The 23,799-nt window shown below is 66.0% G+C and carries 14 protein-coding genes; 4 read left to right on the top strand and 10 right to left on the bottom strand.

From position 1 onward, the window contains the following. Positions 1-86: 86 nt before the first annotated feature. Positions 87-2,084, bottom strand: a complete 1,998-nt coding sequence (gene tkt / locus H162_RS0100960) for a transketolase (RefSeq protein ID WP_026354083.1) — start codon at positions 2,082-2,084, stop codon at positions 87-89. A gap of 138 nt (positions 2,085-2,222) precedes the next feature. On the opposite strand from tkt, the gene H162_RS0100955 reads away from it, so the two are divergent. After that, on the top strand, positions 2,223-2,948 hold the full coding sequence (locus H162_RS0100955) for a 16S rRNA (uracil(1498)-N(3))-methyltransferase (RefSeq protein WP_020651568.1): 726 nt from the start codon (positions 2,223-2,225) through the stop codon (positions 2,946-2,948). Between the two features lie 105 nt (positions 2,949-3,053). Here the strand turns inward: H162_RS0100955 and H162_RS0100950 are convergent, their stop codons facing one another. Together H162_RS0100950 and H162_RS0100945 are read right to left on the bottom strand one after the other, a co-directional pair. Beyond that, positions 3,054-5,900 carry a TonB-dependent receptor gene (locus H162_RS0100950; RefSeq protein ID WP_020651567.1) on the bottom strand — a complete coding sequence of 949 codons (2,847 nt, stop codon included), beginning with the start codon at positions 5,898-5,900 and terminating at the stop codon, positions 3,054-3,056. Positions 5,901-6,548: 648 nt separating this feature from the next. Next, positions 6,549-9,392, bottom strand: coding sequence for a TonB-dependent receptor (locus H162_RS0100945; protein WP_040786036.1), 2,844 nt, complete (start codon positions 9,390-9,392; stop codon positions 6,549-6,551). A 732-nt stretch (positions 9,393-10,124) separates the two neighbouring features. Here H162_RS0100945 and H162_RS0100940 point away from each other — a divergent pair. Together H162_RS0100940 and H162_RS0100935 are read left to right on the top strand one after the other, a co-directional pair. Continuing rightward, entirely contained in the window at positions 10,125-11,741 is a 1,617-nt protein-coding gene (locus tag H162_RS0100940) for an NAD(P)/FAD-dependent oxidoreductase (protein WP_020651565.1), read from the top strand. Continuing rightward, positions 11,738-12,586, top strand: coding sequence for an EamA family transporter (locus H162_RS0100935; protein WP_020651564.1), 849 nt, complete (start codon positions 11,738-11,740; stop codon positions 12,584-12,586). Before H162_RS0100940 ends, H162_RS0100935 begins: the two co-directional genes overlap by 4 nt. On the opposite strand, the gene corA is transcribed toward H162_RS0100935, so the two are convergent. From corA to glnA, 5 genes are all read right to left on the bottom strand, one after another. Next, positions 12,583-13,551: a magnesium/cobalt transporter CorA gene (gene corA, locus H162_RS0100930; RefSeq protein ID WP_020651563.1), complete on the bottom strand. Its 969-nt coding sequence runs from the start codon at positions 13,549-13,551 to the stop codon at positions 12,583-12,585. The genes H162_RS0100935 and corA overlap by 4 nt on opposite strands. 71 nt (positions 13,552-13,622) lie before the next feature. After that, positions 13,623-15,131, bottom strand: coding sequence for a nitrogen regulation protein NR(I) (gene ntrC / locus H162_RS0100925; protein ID WP_020651562.1), 1,509 nt, complete (start codon positions 15,129-15,131; stop codon positions 13,623-13,625). A gap of 75 nt (positions 15,132-15,206) precedes the next feature. Then, positions 15,207-16,280, bottom strand: coding sequence for a nitrogen regulation protein NR(II) (gene glnL, locus H162_RS0100920; RefSeq protein ID WP_020651561.1), 1,074 nt, complete (start codon positions 16,278-16,280; stop codon positions 15,207-15,209). Further along, positions 16,277-16,780, bottom strand: a complete 504-nt coding sequence (locus H162_RS0100915; protein ID WP_020651560.1) for a DUF4124 domain-containing protein — start codon at positions 16,778-16,780, stop codon at positions 16,277-16,279. Before H162_RS0100915 ends, glnL begins: the two co-directional genes overlap by 4 nt. Before the next feature lie 162 nt (positions 16,781-16,942). After that, on the bottom strand, positions 16,943-18,358 hold the full coding sequence (gene glnA, locus H162_RS0100910; protein WP_026354082.1) for a type I glutamate--ammonia ligase: 1,416 nt from the start codon (positions 18,356-18,358) through the stop codon (positions 16,943-16,945). Between the two features lie 300 nt (positions 18,359-18,658). Here glnA and H162_RS0100905 point away from each other — a divergent pair, with 300 nt between their 5' ends. After that, positions 18,659-19,114, top strand: a complete 456-nt coding sequence (locus H162_RS0100905) for a rhodanese-like domain-containing protein (RefSeq protein ID WP_020651558.1) — start codon at positions 18,659-18,661, stop codon at positions 19,112-19,114. Positions 19,115-19,150: 36 nt separating this feature from the next. Here the strand turns inward: H162_RS0100905 and H162_RS0100900 are convergent, their stop codons facing one another. Together H162_RS0100900 and H162_RS0100895 are read right to left on the bottom strand one after the other, a co-directional pair. After that, on the bottom strand, positions 19,151-20,515 hold the full coding sequence (locus H162_RS0100900) for a TAXI family TRAP transporter solute-binding subunit (protein WP_026354081.1): 1,365 nt from the start codon (positions 20,513-20,515) through the stop codon (positions 19,151-19,153). 14 nt (positions 20,516-20,529) lie between these two features. Then, positions 20,530-23,667: a transglycosylase domain-containing protein gene (locus H162_RS0100895; protein ID WP_020651556.1), complete on the bottom strand. Its 3,138-nt coding sequence runs from the start codon at positions 23,665-23,667 to the stop codon at positions 20,530-20,532. Positions 23,668-23,799: the final 132 nt, after the last annotated feature.

Raw genomic sequence — 23,799 nt, 5'->3', positions numbered from 1 at the left:
TCTGCTCCTGATTAGAAAAAAAACCTTTTTCCCTACGGAAGAACTTCAGGGCGGGGCACCTCTGCGGCGCCCCGCCCTGGCGGCATTTACGCTGCGATGACAGCCTTGGCCTTGGCGACCACGTTCTCGACGGTGAAGCCGAAGTGCTTGAACAGCACCGGCGCCGGAGCCGATTCGCCGAAGGTGTCGATACCGACCACCGCCCCTTCCAGGCCGACATACTTGTACCAGAAATCGGTCACGCCTGCCTCGATGGCAACACGCGGCACGCCGCGCGGCAGCACGCTCGCCTTGTAGCCGGCGTCCTGGCGCTCGAACACGTCGGTCGACGGGATCGAGACCACGCGCGCGGCGATGCCCTCGCCTGCCAGCGCGTCGGCCGCCTTGACCGCCAGTTCGACTTCCGAACCGGTCGCGATCAGGATGACTTTTGCGTCGGCCGCGTCGCGCAGCACGTAGCCGCCCCTGGCGACGTTCGCGACCTGGGCCGCGTCACGTTCCATGTACGGCAGGTTCTGGCGCGAGAAGATCAGGGTCGTCGGGCCGTCCTTGCGCTGCACCGCCGCGCCCCATGCCACCGCCGATTCGACGGTGTCGCACGGACGCCAGTTGTCCAGGCCCGGGATCAGGCGCAGCGACGAGACGTGCTCGATCGACTGGTGGGTCGGGCCGTCTTCGCCCAGGCCGATCGAGTCGTGGGTGAACACCGAGATCGAACGGATCTTCATCAGGGCCGCCATGCGCAGCGCGTTGCGGCTGTAGTCCGAGAAGGTCAGGAAGGTCGCGCCGAACGGGATGAAGCCGCCGTGCAGGGCCACGCCGTTCTGGATCGCGGCCATGCCGAATTCGCGCACGCCGTAGTTGATGTGGTTGCCCGGGATGCCCGAACGCACCGCCAGCGATTCCTTCCAGTTGGTCAGGTTCGAGCCGGTCAGGTCGGCCGAGCCGCCCAGGAATTCCGGCAGGCTCGGGGCCAGCGCCTGGATCGCGTTCTGGCTCGCCTTGCGGGTGGCGATGGTTTCCTTCTTGTCGACGCAGGCTGCGATGGCGGCGTCCAGCACCTCGCTGAAGTTGCCCGGCAGTTCACCCTTCATGCGGCGCTCGAATTCGGCGGCCAGCTGCGGGTGGGCGTCGCGGTAGGCGCCGAACAGGGTGTTCCACTCGCCTTCCAGCTTGGCGCCGCGTTCCTTGGCGTCCCAGGCTGCGTACAGGTCGGCCGGGATGTCGAACGGGATCGGATCCCACACCAGGTGCTGGCGCACCGCGGCGATTTCCTTGTCGCCCAGCGGGGCGCCGTGGACCTTGTCGCCGCCTTCCAGGTTGGGCGAGCCCTTGCCGATGATGGTCTTGCAGCAGATCAGGGTCGGACGGTCCGACGCCTTGGCCTGCTCGATGGCTGCCGACACGGCGGCGACGTCGTGGCCGTCCACCTTCGGGATCACGTTCCAGCCGTAGGACTCGAAGCGCTTCTGGGTGTCGTCGGTGAACCAGCCTTCGACACGGCCGTCGATCGAGATGCCGTTGTCGTCGTACAGCCAGATCAGCTTGTTCAGGCGCAGGGTGCCGGCCAGCGAGGCCACTTCGTGCGAGATGCCTTCCATCAGGCAGCCGTCGCCCAGGAAGGCGTAGGTGTAGTGGTCCACCACCTCGTAGCCGGGGCGGTTGAATTCATACGACAGCAGCCACTCGGCCAGCGCCATGCCGACCGAGTTCGCGATACCCTGGCCCAGCGGGCCGGTGGTGGTCTCGACGCCGGGGGTGATGCCGACTTCCGGGTGGCCCGGGGTCTTCGAGTGCAGCTGGCGGAAGTCGCGCAGGTCGTCCATCGAGACGTCGTAGCCCGCCAGGTGCAGCAGCGAATAGTGCAGCATCGAGCCATGGCCGTTCGAGAGCAGGAAACGGTCGCGGTTCATCCAGCCCGGATTGGCCGGGTTGTGGCGGTAGTGCTTGTCCCACAGCGCAACGGCGATCTCGGCCATGCCCATTGGCATGCCCGGGTGGCCCGAGTTGGCTTTCTGGACAGCGTCCATCGCCAGCGCGCGGATCGCGTTGGCCATCATGGTGGTGGTTTGCGTAGGTTTCATGGATTAACGGTGCGATGAACAGGAATAGGCAGGGAATGGAATTTGGTGGCGATGGAGCTGGCCGTAGCCCGTTATTTTACCAGACCAGTGTGCTGCCGAATTAAAATGCAGCTTTTGTTCCTCATCCCCAGGTCCTGCATGCCCCGTTTTTACTGTCCCCAGCCGCTCGCCGAAGGCGCCACCATCGACCTGCCGGAGCCGGTCGCCCACCACCTGCACGTGGTGCGCCTGCAACCGGGCGCGGCGCTGACCTTGTTCAATGGACAAGGCGGACAGTACCGCGCCACCCTGGCCGAGATCGGCAAGAAGCGCGCCAGCGCGCGGCTGGACGCCTTCGAGGCGGTCGAGGTCGAGGCGCCCTACCCCGTCACCCTGGCCCAGGCGCTGCCGGAAGGATCGAAGATGGACTGGATCGTCGAAAAGGCGGTCGAACTGGGCGCGGCGGCGATCCAGCCGCTGGCGGCCCGGCGCAGCGTGGTGCGGCTCTCGGGCGAACGGGCCGAAAAGCGCCAGGCCCACTGGGAAGGCGTGGTCGTATCCGCCTCCGAGCAGAGCGGGCGCAACCGGCTGGCGCGCCTGCATCCGCTGGCCGACCTGCATCCCTGGCTGGCCAGCCCCGCCGATGGCCCCCGTATCCTGCTGAGCCCGCGCGCCATCCAGTCCCTGGCCGGCTGGGCGCAGGCCACGCCGCCCCAGGCCGTGACCCTGCTGGTCGGCCCCGAAGGCGGCTTCACCGCCGAGGAAGAAGATGCGGCGCTGGCGGCCGGCGCGCTGGCGCTGTCGATGGGGCCGCGCGTGCTGCGCACCGAGACCGCCGGCCTGGCCGCGCTGGCGATCCTGGCCGGCGCCTGGGGTGCGATCTAGGCGGCGCGCGCCTATATATATAGTAGGCGCGCGAACCCGACCCAAAAAATAAAAAAACCCCGGTGGCAGGCTGACCTGCCACCGGGGTTGTAGACGACTACCCGGTTAGAACGTGTAGTTCAGGCCGAGGCTGAAGTAGCGGCCAACCGCGCCGGCCTGGTGCATGGCCGAGTTGTACTGGCTCAGGTTGTTGCCGGCGCTGCCGTAGGTGGCGACGTCGACTGGCGGCTCGCGGTCGAACACGTTCAGGATCGTGCCCTTCAGCATCAGGTTTTCGCTGAGCTTGTAGGTGACGTTCAGGTTGGTGCTCGCGAACGAACGGATGGTGCAGTAGTTGATCGGCGTGCCGTTCAGGTCGAAGAAGGTGCGTCCGGCCACGTCGTGCGCCGCGGTCTTGCAGTCGGTGGCGCCCACCGACGGATCGAGCGCCGAGTACTTGTCGACCCAGTTCACGGTGGTGGTGATGTTCAGCGGACCACGGTCCCAGCCCAGCGTGAAGTTGGCGCGGTTCTTCGGATTGCCGGTGTTGCCGCCGACCGCCGAAGGACCGTGGGTGCCGGCCAGCTGGATCTTCTCCTTGCCGGTATCGATCTCGTAGCCGAACATGTGGTTGAAGTTCAGGCTGGTGCGCAGGTTGCCCAGCGAGCCCAGGCGCAGGCGGTACGACCAATCCAGTTCGACGCCATGGGTTTCCACGCCGCCGACGTTGATGTACGGCGTCGGACCGTAGGCGATGGTGCCGACCGACGGGGTGCCGACGAAGGTGCCGCCCTTGCCGTCCGAGATATCCATCGGCACGACCGGGTTGCGCACCCAGGTCGGGGTGAAGCCCGGCACCGTCACGGCCGAGGTGATCTGGCCGGTCATCTTGATGCGGTAGTAGTCGACGATGACCGACATGTCCTTGATCGGCTCGACCAGCAGGCCCAGCGTGTAGCTCTTTGCCTTTTCCGGCTCGACATCGTTGTCGGTGGTCTGCACGTAGGTCGGCTGGATGCCGCAGGCCGCCGGCACGTTGCCGGCGGTGTTGCGGTTGCCGTCCGCGCACAGGATCGGATCGTTGATGCCGTTGAACAGGAAGAACGAACCGGCGTTGCCCACTTCGGCCGGGTTCGGCGCGCGGAAGCCCTTGGCGAAGGTGCCGCGCAGCGCGATCTTGCTCGACGGCGACCACTTGAACTTGGCCGCCGGCGTGAACGAATTGCCATAGGTGTCGTAGTGGTCGTAGCGCGCCGAGGCGCTCAGTTCCAGGCTCTTGATCGGATTCGCGCCCAGTTCGGCGAACACGGCGCTGTTGGTTTCCTCGCCGACCACGAAGGCCGTGGTGTTGGCCACCTGGCCGGTCAGGGTCGGACCTGCCGCAGGCGAGTTCTGCTCGCGCTTGTGCCAGTGCGCGCCGACCGCCGCCTTGAGCGAGCCTTCGCCCAGCTGCATCAGTTCGCGGCTGGCGCTGGCGTCGAAGTAGGTCATTTCCGACTCGAGGGTGTTCGAGAAGCGTGGCGAGACCTGGGCGATCACGCCCGGATGGTTGCCGCCGAGCGGATTGAAGCTGCCGTTCAGGATGGCCGCCTGCAGCGCGGGACGGTCGATGTAGCCGCTGTAGTCGATCTCGGTCTTGACCTTGCTGTAGCCCAGCGCGGCATTCACGTCCCAGCCGATGGCGCTGCCGTTCAGGTCGGCGGCGAAGCGGGTCGAGCGCGAGGTGTTGTCGGTCGAGGTGGCTGCGCCGGCTTCGTTGATGTAGCCGTACAGGCGCGCCGGGGCGCCCAGCCTGTTGAGCGGATTGGCGGCCGGGATGCGGGTGTTGGCGATGCGGCCCACGCCCGGGGTCAGCTTGCCGTTCACATAGGTCGTGGTGCCGGCGAAGGTGGTCGGCGCGAAGGTCGCCGGTGTGCCGCGGTTGTTGGCGCTGTGACGCTCGAACATCGAGGCTTTCGTGGACAGCGTCCAGTTGTCGCCCAGCTTCTTGGTGGCGCCCACCAGGATGTTCAGGTTGTCCGACGCGGGCTGCAGGAAGGACCAGGTGTCGCGCACGCTGCACTGGCCGGCGCGGTACAGCTGGAAGTTGCAGCTCGGGTCCAGGAACTGGTAGTTGGCCGGATTGTTGACGCCGCCGGCGCCGGTATCGTTGTACAGGAACGGGGTGCTGGCCGCGGTCAGGAAGCTGTTCAGCGGAGTCGGGATGCCGCGGCGCACATCGTAGCCGCCGCGCGAGCGGTAGTCGCCGCTGGCCCACTCGCGGTGGTCGCGCTGCGACAGCTTGATCGCACCGGAGTCGCGGTATTCGACGCTGGCGAAGACGTTGTAGCCCTGCTCGTCCAGGTCACCGAAACCGGTGGTGATGGACGCCTTCTTGGTGCGTCCGCCGCCGTGCTGCGAATTGCCGGCCTCGGCATTGAAGCGGGTGCCATTGAATTTCTTCTTCAGGATGATGTTGACCACGCCGGCCACCGCGTCCGAACCGTACAGCGCCGATGCGCCGTCCTTCAGGACTTCGACACGGTCGATCAGGTCGAACGGGATCGACGAGACGTCGACGAAGGAGCGCTGGCCATCGTCCGACAGCGGGTAGGACGCCATGCGGTGGCCGTCGATCAGCACCAGGGTCAGGCCGACGGTCAGGCCGCGCAGCGAGACGCCCGAGGCGCCGTTGGCGAAGGCGCCGGGGAAGCCGGTGCCGAGCGCGCCCTGGCCGTTGGCGGCCAGGTCGCTCAGGATTTCCGCGATCGAGGTCTTGCCGGTCTTGACCATTTCCTCGGCGGTGATCACCTGGATCGGGCTCGGGGTTTCGAGGTCCGAACGGCTGATCAGCGAGCCGGTCACGACCACGCGCTGCGGGGCCGCGCCTGCGGTTTCCGTGGTCTGCGCAATGGCAGGAGCGGCGCCGGCGAGCGCGCCGCTGGCGATCGCGCAAGTGATCGCGAAGGGCAGCGACTTCAATTTGAACGTCATGGATACTTCTCCTTCAGGGCTTTTCTTAAAGTGGTTTGTACCCGCACCGCCAGCGCGGGTGTCTCCTGAACCCCGAGCACAAAAATCGCCCCTCACCGGGAAATCCCGGCCGACAGGAGGATTGATGACGTCTGAACTATTGCCCCGCTGCGCGATGCGTCGCACCGGAACGCCGATGCTGCCGACTAATGTTTATTGCAAACCAAACATTATTTCGTAAATACATCAAACCATAACGAAAGCGAAAGTGTCAACGAAGCACTAGTCCATGCGCGGATGCGCCACGGCGCATGCATGAAGAACCGAAGTGGGATGAAGGAGATTGACGCATCGCAACAATTTGGTCGGGATGCCGCACAAAAAGAGCCGGCGGCGCTTCGTATTGACAGTATTTTTTGACACAGTTGCGTTGCAGCACGCGCGCCGCGCACACAGGATTTCCAAGCCAATGGCCCAGTCATCCGATGAATTCTTGGCACATAGAAATGTGCCGAGTTATCAATATTTATAAGTCGCAAAAAAGCAACATCGCGGCCATACTTGCCGGCACGAGAACAGCAGACAGAAAAAAGCCCCGCCGGCTGGATCTGCCGACGGGGCTTGGTGCTTGCATGCAGCGGCATCGTTGCCGCTGCACGATTCAGGCGCTTAGAACGTGTAGTTCAGGCCCAAGCTGAAGAAACGGCCAACCGCGCCGGCCTGGTGCATGGCCGAGTTGTACTGGCTCAGGTTGTTGCCGGTGCTGCCGTAGGTGGCGACGTCGACTGGCGGCTCGCGGTCGAACACGTTCAGGATCGTGCCCTTCAAGGTCAGGTTGTCGCTGAGCTTGTAGATCACGTTCAGGTTGGTGCTCGCGAACGAACGGATGGTGCAGTAGTTGGCTGGCGTACCGTTCAGGTCGAAGAAGGTACGGCCGGCCACGTCGTGCGCCGCGGTCGAGCAGTTGGTCGCGCCCACCGACGGATCGAGCGCCGAGTACTTGTCGACCCAGTTCACGGTGGCGGTGACGTTCAGCGGACCACGGTCCCAGCCCAGCGTGAAGTTGGCGCGGTTCTTCGGATTGCCGGTGTTGCCGCCGACTGCCGAAGGACCGTGGGTGCCGGCCAGCTGGAAGGTCTCGGTGCCGGTATCGATCTCGTAGCCGAACATGTGGTTGAAGTTCACGCTGGTGCGCAGGTTGCCCAGCGAACCCATACGCATGCGGTAGGACAGGTCCAGCTCGACGCCATGGGTTTCCACGCCGCCGACGTTGGTGTACGGGGTCGGGCCGTAGGCGATGGTACCGACCGACGGGGTGCCGACGAAGGTGCCGCCGTTGCCGTCCGAGATATCCATCGGCACGACCGGGTTACGCACCCAGGTCGGGGTGAAGCCAACCGACACGGCCGAGGTGATCTGGCCGGTCATCTTGATGTGGTAGTAGTCCACGATCATCGACAGGTCCTTCATCGGCTCGAGCAGCAGGCCGACCGTGTAGGTCTTGGCCTTTTCCGGCGCGACATCCGCTTCGGTGGTCTGGACGTAGGTCGGCTGGATGCCGCAGGCCGCCGGCACGTTGCCGGCGGTGTTGCGGTTGCCGTCCGCGCACAGGATCGGATCGTTGATGCCGTTGAACAGGAAGAACGAACCGGCATTGCCCACTTCCGACGGATTCGGCGCGCGGAAGCCCTTGGCGAAGGTGCCGCGCAGCGCGAACTTGCTCGACGGCGACCACTTGAACTTGGCCGCCGGCGTGAACGAATTGCCGTAGGTGTCGTAGTGGTCGTAGCGTGCCGAAGCGCTCAGCTCCAGGCTCTTGATCGGATTCGCGCCCAGTTCCGCGAACACGGCGCTGTTGGTTTCCTCGCCGACCACGAAGGCCGAGGTGTTGGCCACCTGGCCGTTCCGGGTCAGGCTTGCCGCAGGCGAGTTCTGCTCGCGCTTGTGCCAGTGCGCGCCGACCGCCGCCTTGAGCGAGCCTTCGCCCAGCTGCATCAGCTCGCGGCTGGCGCTGGCGTCGAAGTAGGTCATGTCCGACTCGAGGGTGTTCGAGAAGCGTGGCGAGACCTGGGCGATCACGCCCGGGCTGTTGCCGCCGAGCGGATTGAAGCTGCCGTTCAGGATGGCCGCCTGCAGCGCGTTACGGTCGATGTAGCCGCTGTAGTCGATCTCGGTCTTGACCTTGCTGTAGCCTGCCGCGGCATTCACGTCCCAGCCGATGGCGCTGCCGTTCAGGTCGACGGCGAAGCGGGTCGAGCGCGAGGTGTTGTCGGTCGAGGTGCCGGCGCCGGCTTCGGTGATGTAGCCGTACAGGCGCGCCGGGGCGCCCAGCCTGTTGAGCGGATTGGCGGCCGGGATGCGGGTGTTGGCGATGCGGCCCACGCCCGGACGCAGCACGCCGTCGTTGAAGGTGGTCGTGCCGGCGAAGGTGGTCGGCGAGAAGGCCGGCGGCGTGCCGCGGTTGTTGGCGCTGTGGCGCTCGAACAGCGAGGCTTTCGTGGACAGCGTCCAGTTGTCGCCCAGCTTCTTGGTGGCGCCCACCAGGACGTTCAGGTTGTCCGACGGCGGCTGCAGGTAGGACCAGGTGTCGCGCACCATGCACTGGCCGGCGCGGTACAGCTGGAAGTTGCAGCTCGGGTCCAGGAACTGGTAGTTGGCCGGGTTGTTGACGCCGCCGGCGCCGGTATCGTTGTACAGGAACGGGCTGCTGGCCGGGGTCAGGAAGCTGTTCAGCGTGGTCGGGATGCCGCGGCGCACATCGTAGCCGCCGCGCGAGCGGTAGTCGCCGCTGGCCCATTCGCGGTGGTCGCGCTGCGACAGCTTGATCGCCTCGGCGTCGCGGTACTCGACGCTGGCGAAGACGTTGTAGCCCTGCTCGTCCAGGTCACCGAAGCCGGTGGTGATCGAGGCCTTCTTGGTGCGCGCGCCGCCGTGCTGCGAGTTGCCGGCCTCGGCGTTCAGGCGGGTGCCGTTGAATTTCTTCTTCAGGATGATGTTGACCACGCCGGCCACCGCGTCCGAACCGTACAGCGCCGATGCGCCGTCCTTCAGCACTTCGACGCGGTCGATCAGGTCGAACGGGATCGACGAGACGTCGACGAAGGAGCGCTGGGCGTCGTCCGACAGCGGGTAGGACGCCATGCGGTGGCCGTCGATCAGCACCAGGGTCAGGCCGACGGTCATGCCGCGCAGCGAGACGCCCGAGGCGCCGTTGGCGAAGGCGCCGGGGAAGCCAGTGCCGAGCGCGCCCTGGCCGTTGGCGGCCAGGTCGCTCAGGATTTCAGCGACCGAGGTCTTGCCGCTCTTGACCATTTCCTCGGCGGTGATCACCTGGATCGGGCTCGGGGTCTCGAGGTCGGTACGGCTGATCAGCGAGCCGGTCACGACCACGCGCTGCGGAGCCGCGCCTGCGGTTTCCGTGGTCTGCGCAATGGCAGGAGCAGCGCCGGCGAGCGCGCCGCTGGCGATCGCACAGGTAATCGCGAAAGGCAGCGACTTCAATTTAAACGTCATGAATACTTTCTCCTTCTGGGTTTTCTTTGAAAGTGATTTGTGGCCCGCGCCGGTAATACCGCCGCAGGCTGTCTCCGACAAACCTGCACGCCGGAATGCACGCTTCCCGCCAGGCTCAAGCCGGGCCCTTGCCTGGTGCTGGAAATGGAAGACCGCTGTTTTTGCCTCTAATACTGCGTTTGCTATCGCCGCTTTTTTAAGCGACGTTATTTGTCACCCCGCCCATCCGAACGGACAGTCTTCATCAATCTTTGGCTCTAGACCAAACATTATTTGAGTGATACATAAAACCATATCAAATCCGAAAGTGTCAACAAAGCACGAGATCGTGCCGCAACTAAAAACAACAATAAAAATACATATAATGTTATGTGCTTAACACTGGTGCAGCGCAACATAGAAATGGATCATCTGACAGAGAGTGTTGTCGCATCACCCACCATTACCGTTAGTTAGATTACTTTGACGGCAGTTTCCCCAACTTTGCAGTGCAGCACGGAAGGATTCAAAAGAACTTCAAACAGATCCGGAATGCCAGAAAAGGCATGGACTATTCTTTGTGCGCCATATTGGAATACATCTTCAGGCAGTTGCGGGAAAACAACATTACATTTTGAGATACGTCCGGGCGTCCAAAGTGGGCCATGCGCAGCCGCGCCGGCCACGGCAGGGACGAGGTAAAATAGCGGTTTCCCCGCTTCACTTTTGTTGCCTCACTAGCAACCTCCCTCCATGCTCCGAATCAACGAACTCAAACTGCCCCTGAACCATCCGGAACCCGCGCTGCGCGAAGCCATCCTGGCCCGTCTCGGCATCCCGGACGCCGACCTGATCGACTTCAGCGTTTTCAAGCGCAGCTATGACGCCCGCAAGAAAGCGGCGATCGTCCTGATCTACGCGATCGACGCCGAGGTCCGCAACGAAGCGGCGGTGCTGGCGCGCCTGGCGCGCGACCAGCACGTGATGCCCGCTCCCGACACCGGCTACAAATTCGTCCAGGCCGCCAGGCCGGCGCCGGGCACGCCGCGTCCGATCGTGGTCGGCACCGGTCCTTGCGGCCTGTTCGTGGCCCTGGTGCTGGCGCAGATGGGCCTGAATCCGCTGGTGCTGGAACGCGGCAAGATCGTGCGCGAACGGACCGTCGATACCTTCGGCTTCTGGCGCAAGCGCAAGCTCAATACCGAATCGAACGTGCAGTTCGGCGAGGGCGGGGCCGGCACTTTTTCGGACGGCAAGCTGTACAGCCAGATCAAGGACCCGAAGCATTACGGCCGCAAGGTGCTGACCGAGTTCGTGAAGGCCGGCGCGCCGGAGGAAATCATGTACGTCAGCAAGCCCCACATCGGCACCTTCCGCCTGGTCAAGATGGTCGAGCAGATGCGCGCCGAGATCGTCGCCCTGGGCGGCGAGATCCGCTTCCAGACCCGGGTCGAGGACGTGCTGATCGATGAAAGCGGGGGCGAGCGCCAGGTGGTCGGCGTGCGCCTGGCGGACGGCGAGGAAATCCCGACCCGCCACCTGGCGATGGCGATCGGCCACAGCGCGCGCGACACCTTCCAGATGCTGTACGACCGCGGCGTCTACATCGAGGCCAAGCCGTTCTCGATCGGCTTCCGGGTCGAGCACCCGCAATCCCTGATCGACGTCTGCCGCTTCGGCCCGAACGCCGGCAACAAGCTGCTCGGCGCCGCCGACTACAAGATCGTGCACCACGCCTCGAACGGCCGCTCGGTCTACAGCTTCTGCATGTGCCCGGGCGGCACCGTGGTGGCCGCCTCCTCGGAAGAAGGCCGCGTGGTCACCAACGGCATGAGCCAGTACTCGCGCGCCGAGCGCAACGCCAACAGCGCGATCGTGGTCGGCATCACCCCCGACGACTATCCGGGCCACCCGCTGGCCGGCATCGCCTTCCAGCGCGAACTGGAATCGCGCGCCTATGTACTGGGCGGCAGCAACTATGACGCGCCGGGCCAGCTGATGGGCGACTTCGTGCGCGGCGTGCCCTCGAAGGAGTTCGGATCGGTGACCCCGTCGTTCCGCCCGGCCGTGCACCTGACCGACCTCGCCCCGTCGCTGCCGGAATACGCGATCACGGCGATGCGCGAAGCCTTCGTCGCGTTCGACAAGCAGATCAAGGGCTACTACAAGGAAGACGCGGTGCTGACCGGAGTCGAGACCCGCACCTCCTCGCCGATCCGCATCAAGCGCCACGACGATACGCTCCAGAGCCTGAACACGCGCGGCCTGTTCCCGGCCGGCGAAGGCGCGGGCTACGCCGGCGGCATCCTGTCGGCCGCGGTGGACGGCATCAAGGTCGCGGAAGCGGTGGCCCTGGCGATGGCCGGATGACCCGGGCCGGCGCGCTCGCACCCGGCCTGGCGATCCTGGCCTCGATGGTGTCGGTGAATGCCGGCGCCGCCTGGGCCAAGCACCTGTTTCCCGTGGTCGGCAGCGCCGGCGTGACGGCCCTGCGGGTCGGCATCGCGGCCCTGCTCTTGATGTCGGTCACGCGTCCCTGGCGCACGCCCCTGCGGCGGCCCGATGCCCTCAACGTGGCCATCTATGGCCTGATGCTGGGCGCCATGAACCTGCTGATCTACGGCGCGTTCGCGCGCATCCCGATCGGGATCGCGGTGGCGATCGAAGTCACCGGCCCGCTCGCGGTCGTGATCCTGTCCTCGCGCCGCGCGCGCGATTTCGCCTGGGTGGCCTGCGCCGCGGCCGGCCTGTGGCTGCTGCTGCCGCTGCACGCCGGGGCCGCCGCCCTCGACCCGGTGGGCGTGGCGTATGCGCTGGGCGCGGCGTTCTGCTGGGCGATGTACATCGTGTTCGGCAAGCGTGTGTCGGCGCTGGGCGGAGGACGGGCGGTGGCCTGGGGCATGCTGGCGGCCAGCGTGTTCGCGGTGCCGGTCGGCGTGGCCACGGCCGGCGCGGCGCTGTTCACGCCGGCCATGCTGCTGGGCGGGCTGAGCGTGGCCCTGCTCTCCAGCGCCCTGCCCTATACGCTCGAAATGATGGCGCTGGCGCGCCTGCCGCAGCGCGTGTTCGGGATCCTGGTCAGCGCCGGCCCGGCGGTTGCGGCGCTGGCCGGCTTCCTGATGCTGGACGAGCGCCTGGCGGCGCAGCAGTGGCTGGCGATCTTGCTGGTGATCTTCGCGTCGGCGGGTGCGGCTGCCACGGCGCAGCGCGCCTAGATCCACCCTGCCTTCTTGAACTTCCGGTACAGGTAGCCGCACACGCCCACCATGGTCAGCAGCGCCAGCGGATAGCCGTACTTCCACTTCAGCTCCGGCATGAACTCGAAGTTCATGCCCCACACCCCGGCGAAGGCCGTGAAGACGGCGAAGATCGCCGCATACGAGGCCAGGCGCTTGCTGATGTCGTTCTCTTCGATCGCGACCATCGACAGCGTGACCTGGATCGCGGTGTTGATCGTGTCGCGGATCGCGTCCAGCCGGCCGGCGATGCGGAACAGGTGGTCGTGCACGTCGCGGAAGTAATCCTGGGTGTCGCACACGATGGTAGGCACCCGGCCGCCGTACAGGCGGCCGATCGCGTCCAGCAGCGGGATCACGGCATGGCGCAGCACCTGCGACTTGCGCTTGAGCGCGTACAGGCGCTCGATATTCGCGCGCTGCTCGCCCACCCGGCCGAAGATGTGGTCCTCGATCGATTCGAGCTCGGACTCGAGCATGTCGACCACCGGGAAATAGCGGTCGACCACGGCGTCGACCAGCGCGTACAGCACGAAGCCGGCGCCCTTGCGCAGCTGGTGCGGCTCGCGCTCGGCGCGCGCGCGCACCCCGAGGAAGCCCTGGTTGGCGTCGCGCCGCACCGACAGCACATAGTTGGGACCGGCGAAGATGGCGACTTCGCCGACGTTCAGCTCATCTCCGCCGAGCTCGACGATCTGGGCCACCATGAACACGTTGTCACCGTACTCCTCCATCTTGGGACGCTGGTGGCCGCGCGCGGCATCCTCCACGGCCAGCTCGTGCAGGGCGAACTCTTCCTGCATGGTGAGGATCTCGTCCTTCGTGGGATCGCGCAGGGCGACCCAGACGAAGGTGTCGGGTTGCTTCAGGTACTCGCTGATGTCCTCGACGGGGACATCGGACAGCTTCTTGCCTTCCTGGTAGGCGACACAGTTGATCAGCATGGATAAGGGTAAGGTAATACGGGCGGATGACGAAGATGCATGAGCTTACACCATCGCCCCCGCCCCGCCCCTTACTCGTCGCGCGCGCCGTCGATCCCCAGTTCCACGATCTTGCGGGTGATCGTGTTGCGCCCGATCCCGAGCCGCATCGCGGCGTCGTTCTTGCGTCCGTGCGTGTGCTTCAGGGCGGTACGGATCAGGGCCGACTCGAACTGGCGGCCGAGCACGTCCATCACATCCATCTGGCCGGCGCTGAGCATGCCGGCGGCCTGCAGTTCGAGCAGGCCGATCCAGCCCTCCGGCGACAGCGGCAGCGCCGGCATGCCGCCGTTGCCGTTGCCGTTGCCGTTGCCGTTGGCGGCAGCCAGCGGCGCCGCAACAGCGGCGCTGGCCACCATCCCGTCGGCCAGCGGCACCGCCGGCTGCTGGCCCTGGGTCAGGTCGCGCGGCAGGTCCTTGACCTCGACCGTCTGGCCCGGGGCCATCACGGTGATCCAGTTGCACAGGTTTTCCAGCTGGCGCACGTTGCCCGGCAGTTCCAGGCCGGCCAGGAAACGCATCGCCTGCTCGCTCATGCGCTTCGGCTCGACGCCCAATTGTCGTGCACTCTGCACCAGGAAGTGGCGCGCCAGGATCGGGATGTCCTCGCTGCGCTCGCGCAGGGACGGCAGGCGCAGGCGGATCACGTTCAGGCGGTGGTACAAGTCTTCGCGGAACAGGCCGTCGCGCACCCGCTGTTCCAGGTTCTGGTGGGTGGCCGCGATCACGCGCACATTGGCCTTCACCGGCTGGTGGCCGCCCACGCGATAGAAGTGCCCGTCGGACAGCACGCGCAGCAGGCGCGTCTGCAAGTCGAAAGGCATGTCGCCGATCTCGTCCAGGAACAGGGTGCCGCCCTCGGCCTGCTCGAAGCGGCCGCGCCGCATCGCCTGCGCGCCCGTGAACGCGCCGCGCTCGTGGCCGAACAGTTCCGATTCCAGCAGGTCCTTCGGGATCGCGGCGGTGTTCAGTGCGATGAAGGGCTGCTGGGCGCGCGGGCTGTGCTTGTGCAGGGCGCGCGCCACCAGTTCCTTGCCGCTGCCCGACTCGCCCGTGATCAGGACCGTCACGTTCGACTGCGACAGGCGGCCGATGGCGCGGAACACTTCCTGCATCGCCGGCGCCTGGCCCAGGATCTCCGGGGTCTCGGTCGGCGCCGCCTCGACGCTGGCTTCGCGCAGGCTCTCTTCCAGTGCGCGCCGGATCAGGGCGACGGCCTTGTCGATGTCGAAGGGCTTGGCCAGGTAGTCGAAGGCGCCGCCCTGGAACGAGGCGACCGCCGAGTCGAGGTCGGAAAACGCGGTGATGATGATGACCGGCAGGCCGGGATGGCGCGCCTTGACCGCCTGCAGCAGGTCGATGCCGGATTCGCCCGGCATGCGGATGTCCGACACCAGCACCTGCGGCGTATCGGTGTCGAAGGCTGCCAGGGCCTCGCGCGCGTTGGCGAAGCTGCGGGTCTCCAGGCTCTCGCGCGCCAGGGCTTTTTCCAGCACCCAGCGGATCGATGCATCGTCGTCGACAATCCAGATTGGTTTCATGTATTCGTGTTTCCCGCAACATGGATTCAATGGGGACTGGCCGGCCGGCGCACCGGGGCGGAGCAGCGTCCGCGCTTATGGCAGCGGCAGCAGGATCCGGAAATCCGTCAGTCCAGGCCGGCTTTCGCACTCGATCACGCCCAGGTGCTGTTGCACGAAGGTCTGCGCCAAGGTGAGTCCGAGACCGCTGCCGCCGTCGCGCCCGGAGACGAGCGGATAGAAGATGCGGTCGCGGATCTCGGGCGCGATGCCCGGTCCATTGTCAATGATATGCAAGTCTAATGCCAGCCCGTATCGGACCTTGGCCAGGGTCACCTGGCGCGCCACGCGGGTGCGCAGCACGATCTCGGCGTCGCCCTGTGCGATGCGGCTTTGCAGGGCCTGGGCGGCGTTGTGGGCGATGTTGAGCACGACCTGGATCAGCTGCTCCATGTCGCCGCGGAATTCGGGAATCGAGGCGTCGTAGTCGCGCCGGATCGTCAGGCCTTGCGGAAACTCGGCCAGGATCAGGCTGCGCACCCGCTCGCACACTTCGTGGATGTTGACGTCGCCGACGATGTGCGGCTTGCGGTGCGGCGCCAGCAGCCGGTCGACCAGGGTCTGCAGGCGGTCGGCTTCCTTGATGATGACCTGGGTGTACTCCTGCAGGTCGGCCAGGTGGTGCGGCGGCAGTTCGAGTTCGAGCAGCTGGGCCGCGCCGCGGATCCCGCCGAGCGGGTTCTTGATCTCGTGCGCCAGGTTGCGGATCAGCTCCTTGTTGGCCTGGCTCTGGTCGAGGATGCGTTCCTCGCGGTCGAGCTTGAGCTGCTGGACGTTCTCGCGCAGCTCGATCAGGAGCTCGCCTTGCCCCAGGGCGCAGACGATGCTGTTCACGTGCAGCGGTTCGCGACCGCTGCGCTGCAGGGTCAGGTCCTGGCGCAGGTCGGCGTACTGGTGGATCAGCACCTGGTTGCACAGCGCCGCCAGCTCCATGCCGTTAAGGAACAGGTCGGGCAGCCGGTGGCGCTGCAGCGACTTGAGGGATAGCTCGAGCAGGTTCTCGGCGGCAGGATTAGCGTAGTGCACCTGACCGGCGCCATCGGTCAGCAGCACGGCCGAGGCCAGCAGGTCGAGGCCGGCGTAACGGGAGCCTGTCTCGGTGCTGCTCATCGGATATTCGCGATCTCGCGCCGCAGCGCCTCGACATTGCGTTCGGTACGGCCAATTTCTTCGCGCATGGATGCCACCCTTTCCTGGTATTTGGCGTAGTTGCGTTCGTTGCCCTGGCGTTCGGGCTCGCCATTGTTGAAGTCGCGCTTCAGGTCGGCCAGCTTCTTTTCCTCGAAACGCAGTTCATCGTTGAGGATCTCGCGGCGGTCGTCGTCGCGCGCGCGCTGCTGGGCGCTGTCGACGCGCGGGAAGGCGGCCGGCGCGACGCCCGCGGCCGGCCCCGGGTTGCTGGGGCGCACGGACGGGATCGGCGCGGAAGCGCGCGGCGCCGGCGGCGTATAGCCCGGCAGGTCGAGCAGCTTGCAGCCGCGCCGGTTGCTGTCGGTGAATTCGACCCGCCCTTCGGCATCGACACATTTGTAGACGGGGCTCTGGGCCAGGGCTCCGTTCGACAGGGCCAGCCCTGCCGTCAGCGCGACCGCGCCACGGCGGAGTAACATGCTTGTCATTCGCATCAGAAAGAAAGCTGCACAATAAAAGTGCACATAGTGTAGTCCACCGCGACTATACCCGATCCCGAAAACAACACGGGGAAAGCCATGGCTTTCCCCGTATTTGTTACACAGCCTGGCAGCCAGTGATGCCAGGCTGCAACAGTCGGATTACGACGAGTAGTACATGTCGAATTCGGCCGGGTGCGGGGTCATGCGCATGCGCTGCACTTCCTGCATCTTGAGGTCGATGTAGGCATCGATCATGGCGTCGCTGAACACGCCGCCGCGGGTCAGGAACTCGCGGTCCTTGTCCAGGGCTTCCAGGGCTTCTTCCAGCGATGCGCACACGGTCGGGATCAGCTTGTCTTCTTCCGGCGGCAGGTGGTACAGGTCCTTGGTCGCGGCTTCGCCCGGGTGGATCTTGTTCTGGATGCCGTCCAGGCCGGCCATCAGCAGCGCGGCGAAGCACAGGTAGACGTTGGCCAGCGGATCCGGGAAGCGGGTCTCGATGCGGCGGCCTTTCGGGTTCGCCACGTGCGGGATGCGGATCGATGCCGAACGGTTGCGGGCCGAGTAAGCCAGCTTGACCGGCGCTTCGAAGCCCGGCACCAGGCGCTTGTACGAGTTGGTGCCCGGGTTGGTGATCGCGTTCAGTGCGCGGGCGTGCTTGATGATGCCGCCGATGTAGAACAGCGCGGTTTCCGACAGGCCGGCATAGCCGTCGCCTGCGAACAGGTTCTTGCCGTCTTTCCAGATCGACTGGTGCACGTGCATGCCCGAGCCGTTATCGCCAGCCATCGGCTTCGGCATGAAGGTCGCGGTCTTGCCGTAGCTGTGGGCCACGTTCCAGATCACGTACTTCATGTTCTGGGTCCAGTCGGCGCGCTCGATCAGGGTCGAGAAACGGGTGCCGATTTCGTTCTGGCCGGCGCCGGCCACTTCGTGGTGGTGCACTTCGACCGGGATGCCCATCGCTTCGAGGATCAGGCACATTTCCGAGCGCATGTCCTGGAAGCTGTCGACCGGCGGGACCGGGAAGTAGCCGCCCTTGACGGTCGGACGGTGGCCGCTGTTGCCGCCTTCGATTTCCTTGTCGGTCGACCAGGATGCTTCATCCGAATCGATCTTCACGAAGCAGCCCGACATGTCGATCTTCCAGCGGACCGAGTCGAAGATGAAGAATTCCGGTTCCGGACCGAAGTAGGCGGTGTCGCCGATGCCGGCCGACTTCAGGTAGGCTTCGGCGCGCTTGGCGATCGAACGCGGGTCGCGGTCATAGCCCTTGCCGTCCGACGGCTCGATCACGTCGCATTGCATGAACAGCGTGGTCTCTTCCATGAACGGGTCGAGGTTGGCGGTGTTCGGGTCCGGCAGCAGGAGCATGTCCGACGCTTCGATACCTTTCCAGCCGGCGATCGACGAACCGTCGAAGGCGTGGCCCGACTCGAACTTGTCGAGGTCGAAGTGCGACACCGGCACGGTCACGTGCTGTTCTTTGCCGCGGGTATCGGCGAAGCGAAAATCAACGAACTTGACTTCGTTGTCCTTAACCATCTGCATTACATCTGCGGCGGTCTTTGCCATTCGGAATCTCCTAATTGAAAAGGGGCGTCGAACCATGCGGTACGACAACTTGGATGGGATAATGCAGGAACCGTGCCAGCGGGCATATATGAACAAATGCACGATCGTTCTTTGGAAAGCAGCCGGTTTGCCCATAAAATCGTTGTAGCGGATGCCACGTTTGCGGTACGAGGCAACCCCGCCATTGCACCACATTGGTGCGCATAATGCAAAACGCACCACAGCAGGGCAGCATACACTGAACCATGATGGTGCACTGCATCTGTATTTATCTTCGATGCTCGAAAACGGAACAACACGATGACTCCCGAACAAATTCTCGCCGCGGCGCGCGGGCGCACGCCCGGCCAGCCGTATGCCGGCGCCGTCACGCCCGCCGAAGCCTTCGCCCTGCTGCAGGCCGATCCGAACGTCAAGCTGGTGGATGTGCGCACCAATGCCGAGCGCGACTGGGTGGGCCGGGTCGCGATTCCCGACGCCCAGCACGCGGCGGTGCAATGGGCCACCTACCCGGGCGGTACGCCGAACCCGGATTTCGGCCAGCAACTGGAAAAAGTGGCGCGCAAGGGTGAGGTGCTGCTGTTCCTGTGCCGCTCGGGCGTGCGCTCGCGCCACAGCGCGCGCGTGGCGACCGAACTGGGCTACGCCGAGTCCTACGACATCCTCGAAGGCTTCGAAGGCGACAGGGACCAGGAAGGCCACCGCAAGACCCTCGGCGGATGGTGCAAGGCGGGCCTGCCCTGGGTCGGCGCCTGATGTAGCGTGGGCGGCTTGCCGCCCACGCCATGAAGGCTACTTGGCCAGTTGCACCGGCGGCATCCCGTTCGACCCGACTCCGCCGCGCACCCGCTCGCGCACCAGGTGGATATGGCTGCGCAGCCGGTACAGCTCGTCCGCATAGGCCAGCGGGATCGAGATGTGGTTGACGCGCTCCTCGATGTCGTCGAGGCGGCCCAGCAGGTCGCCGCGCGCGCTCTCGCGCTGGGCGGGCTCGGTGCTTTCCAGCGACTGCTCGACCGCGCGCAGCTCGCCGTACCAGCGGTACACGCGCGAGCGCACCCGCCACACGTAGATCGGCGGCACCACCTTGGACAGCGGGATCAGCAGCGCCGTCAGCGCCACCACCACCACCCACAGCCGCTCGGCCAGGTTGGCCAGCCAGAAGCGCATGTAGCGCTGCATCAGCGGCGGGCCGTCGCGGTAGTAGCGCGCCGCTTCGCGCGCCACCGGGACCTCGGTGTACTTCGGCGAGGGGAACTGCCCCTGCTGCTGGAACCAGCCGGTGCCGCCGTGGATCTCGCCGGCCGCCTTCACGAACAGCCCCACCAGCGCCGGATGCAGGTCTTCGCGCGCCACCAGGGTGGCGGTCGGGGCGATCAGGTGGTAGTCCTGGGCCGGGATGTTGCGTCCCAGGTCGACGATCCCGCGCGGCAGCACCACGTGGGTCAGGAACGGCAGGCGCCGCGTATAGGCTTCGGCCTGGGCGAAGTCGAACAGGCGGATGCCGGGCGTCTGCAGCAGCATCTGGATCAGCGGCGCCTCGGGCGCGGAACTGAACACCAGGCCGTCGATGCGGCCCGCCAGCAGTTCCACCGTGGCCGGCGTGTTGGCCAGCGCGCCGATGCGCAGCTGCGCCGGTTCGATGCCGTTCGCGGCCAGCACCTGGCGGAACAGGTTCGGCACGCCCGTGCCCTCGGGACCGAGGTTGATGCGCTTGCCCTTCAGGTCGGTGAGCCTGGTGACGCGCGCGCCCTCGCGCAGGAACAGCCAGACCGGTTCGGTGAACAGGCTGCCCAGCGACACCAGCCCGTGGCTCGCGGCCGCGTCGCCGTCGGTCGAGCCGCTCTGCACGAAGGCGATGTCGGCCTTGCCGTCGACCAGGCGCTGCAGGTTTTCCTGCGAGCCCAGCGAGGGCTGCAGGGTGACCTTGATGTCGTCGCGCGCCAGCGCCCGCGCATACATCTTGGCGAACTGTTCGTAGGCGCTGTTGTCCTGGCCGGTGGCCAGCACCAGCTGCCGCGGCGGCGCCGGGTCCACCCACCAGTAGGCGGCCAGCACCGCCGCCGCCACGATCAGGATGGTCGGGCCGGAAGCGACCACGAGGTCGCGCAGCGACACGATGCTGAAGTTGCGCATGCGCGAGACGGCGCGCCGCATCGCGCCGCCCTGCTTCAACGCACGCACTGGCGCTGGGCCGCCACGCTGCCCTGCGGCGGTTCGATCATCGGCATCAGGCTCGGCGCCAGGGTCGACAGCAACTGCACCGGCAGCGCGCTGGTGAAGTCGTAATTGGCCGATTGCGGGCCGTGCACGTAGGCGGTCATGCTGCCGTAGAAGCGCTCGCCGATGTTGAACACGAAGGTCGCCGAGCGGTTCACGTAGCGCGACTCGATCACGCGGCCGCCGCGCGCATACACTTCGAAGCGCTGGTCGCCGGTGCCGGTCTTGCCGCCCAGCGCGATCACGCTGCCGTCGGACTGCACGAAGGAAGTCCTGACGCGCTTGGCGGTGCCGTCCGAGACCACGCCGCGGATGGCGTCGGCCACGGTGCGCGCCACTTCCGGCGCCAGCACCTGCTCCTTGCCGCCGCCCTTGTTGCGCTTGACCAGGGTCTCATACGGCGTGTCCTTGGCGAAGTGCAGCGAGTCGATGCGCTCGATGGGCTTGCGCACGCCGCCGTTGATGATGATGCCCATCAGCTCGGCCAGCGCGGCCGGACGGTCGGCCGAGGCGCCCAGGGTGGTCGCATAGGACGGCACCAGCGAATCGAACGGATAGCCCATCTTCTTCCACTGGGCGTGGATCTTGAGGAAGGCCTCGACTTCCAGCAGGCCGGCGATGCGTTTATCCTGCGCGTGCTTGCGGTGGGTCTTGAACAGCCACTGGTAGACCTCCTGGCGCTGCTTGACGCTGGCGTTGGTCATCTCGGTCCAGCCGGCCTTCGGATGGGTGCGCAGGTAGCTCACCAGCCACAGTTCGAGCGGGTGCACCGAGGCCACGTAGCCGCGGTCGGCGAGCGACATATTGCGCGGATCGTACATCTCGTACATCTTCTCGATGCGCTCCTGGTCGACCTCGTTGCTTGATGCCAGCGAGCGGTCGATGAAGGCGCCGAACTCGGCCAGGGTGGCGTTCGGCGCGACCGTGCGGTGCGCCGCCGCCAGCTTGGACGCCGCCGGGCGCACGCCCGAGAACAGCAGGGTCTCGATCTCGGCCGGGGTCTTGCCCTTGTACTTGTTCCAGAACTTGGCCAGGAAGTCCTTGCCCTCGCTGTCGGCGAAGCGCGCCAGGTATTCGGCGCGGCGCGGATCGTCGGAATCGGCCAGCAGGCGCGCGGACGAACCCGGCAACTGGAACATGTAGTAGCGCACCACGTCGCGCATCATGCGCACGAATACCAGGTTGGTCGACTGGCGCAGCGCCTGGTGCACCGTCATGATCTTGCTGTTGTCGAGCTTGCTGAAGTTGCCGAAGGTGTGCAGGCCGCCGCCGGTGAAGAAGGCTTCGCCCGGATTGGCCGAGTACTTGCGCTCCATCGCCGCGTTCAGCATCGCCGCCAGCGAGCGGTCGGCGCCGTCGGGCAGCGTCTTGAAGTACTCGATCGCCCACTGCGACATGCGGTCCTTCGGATCGACGGTGACGCCCATCAGGCCGATCTTGTCCATCGGCCCGAAGCGCTTGTGCAGCTGGTCGACGATGTCGAGATAGGTCACCAGGGTGCGCAGCTTGGCCGTCGAACCGAGGTCGAGCTTGGCGCCCTCGTTGATGTCGAGCGGCTGGTCGTAGTTGTCGGTCTGCACCCGCAGGTAGTTGACGTGTTCGCCACGCTCCATCAGGGTGAAGCTGTACACCACCTCGGCCGGATCGCCGTTGCCGAGCAGGCCCTTGCCGGTCAGGCCGGCCTCCTTCGCGTGTTCGGCGTCGGACAGCCTGCGCAGCGCCGCGGTGACGGCCTGCTGGGCCTCGGCGTCGAGGGTCGACACCACCGACAGGTCGAGGCGGTCGACGTTGTACAGGCGCGTGTCGCCGATCAGGTAGCCGAGGTGGTTGCGCACCGCGTTGGCGGCCTTGCGCGACACGAAGGCGTCGGCCGGCGGCGGCGCCACGCCCGAGCCCTGGGCCGGGTGCAGGTGCACCTTCAGCGCGGCGTCGCGCAGCTGCGGCGAGATCACGCCGGCCTGGGCCAGCACGCGCAGGTGGCTGTCGGTGAGCGTCTCGAGGTCGCGCTCGCCGCCGCCCAGGTAATAGGCGGGACGGCGCTGCGCGATCATCAGGGACAGCGCTTCCTTGTAGGCCAGCACCGCTTCCGGCGTGGTCAGGGGGCCGGTCAGCATCTTGTTGACGGTGTCGAAGTCGCGTCCGTACCAGACCCACATGCCGTCGCCGATGCCGTTCACTTCGCCATAGCCGGGCTTGGCCGACAGCGGCACGGTATTCAGGTAGTCGAGCACGATCTGGCGCCGCGCCCCGGTGGTGTCTTCGCCGTCCTGGTAGGCGCGCATGGTGGCCGAGGACATCTGGATCAGCTTGTCGGTCAGCGAGCTGGTGCGCCCTTCCGGCGAATGGCGGTATTTCTCGATCTGGGTCGCCAGGGTGCTGCCGCCGGCCACGCGGCCGCCGCTGCCGATGCCGATGCTGGACAGCGACTTGTCGAACACGGCCTTCGAGAAGCGGTCCCATTCGACCGCCGGGTTGCGGTTCGGATGCGTGGAGTCGAGCAGTTCGCGGTTCTCGATGAACAGCAGGCTCTGCACCAGCAGCGAAGGCGCCTCGTCGAACTTGTGGTAGAAGCGTTCCGGGAAGCGCGAGGTGAACAGAGGCTGGGCGCGGCAGTCGAGGATCTCGAGGCCGACCTTGGTCTTCTCGTGGTAGGTCGCGTACAGGCCGAGGTCGGCCATCTTGACCATCTTGGGCGAGATGCGCGCCTGGGCCGCGATCGAATAATCGCGCGCCTGCAGCTTCTCGAGGTACTGCGGCAGGCTGGCATAGCCGAGCCGGGTGTCATACGGGCTGGCGGCCGGGAAGCGGATCGCGTTGCTCGGCCCCTTCTCCACCTTGTAGTTCAGGTCGTCGGCCATCTCGGCGAACACCTTGGCCTGCAGGCGCGAGGTGCGCATCTCGAGCGTCGCCCAGGCGGCCAGCAGGGCCGCCAGCAGCGCGGAGCCGAGGAACAGGTAGAGCTTGAAACGGCGCTTGCGCGGCGCGGGCTCGGGCGCGTCGGGGCCGCCGCCCGGCCCGCCGGGGGCGTTTCCAAGGTGGGGATAGGCTTCGTACAGCGGCACGTCGCGCCCCCCTGCCGAGGCGAGCACGGGAGCGCCCGTCTGTGCTGCGGATGCAACCGCGGCAGCGGGGCGATCGCGCCACCTGCCGAACATATTACTTGGCCGTTTTAAACGGCGGATACTTTCCATGATGGCTTAACCGGTCTGAATCAATGTGCT

Source organism: Massilia niastensis DSM 21313, from assembly GCF_000382345.1.
Classification (GTDB): domain Bacteria; phylum Pseudomonadota; class Gammaproteobacteria; order Burkholderiales; family Burkholderiaceae_D; genus Telluria; species Telluria niastensis.
Note: the sequence above shows the minus strand (reverse complement) of the source record. Positions and strands in the feature narration are given on the sequence as shown.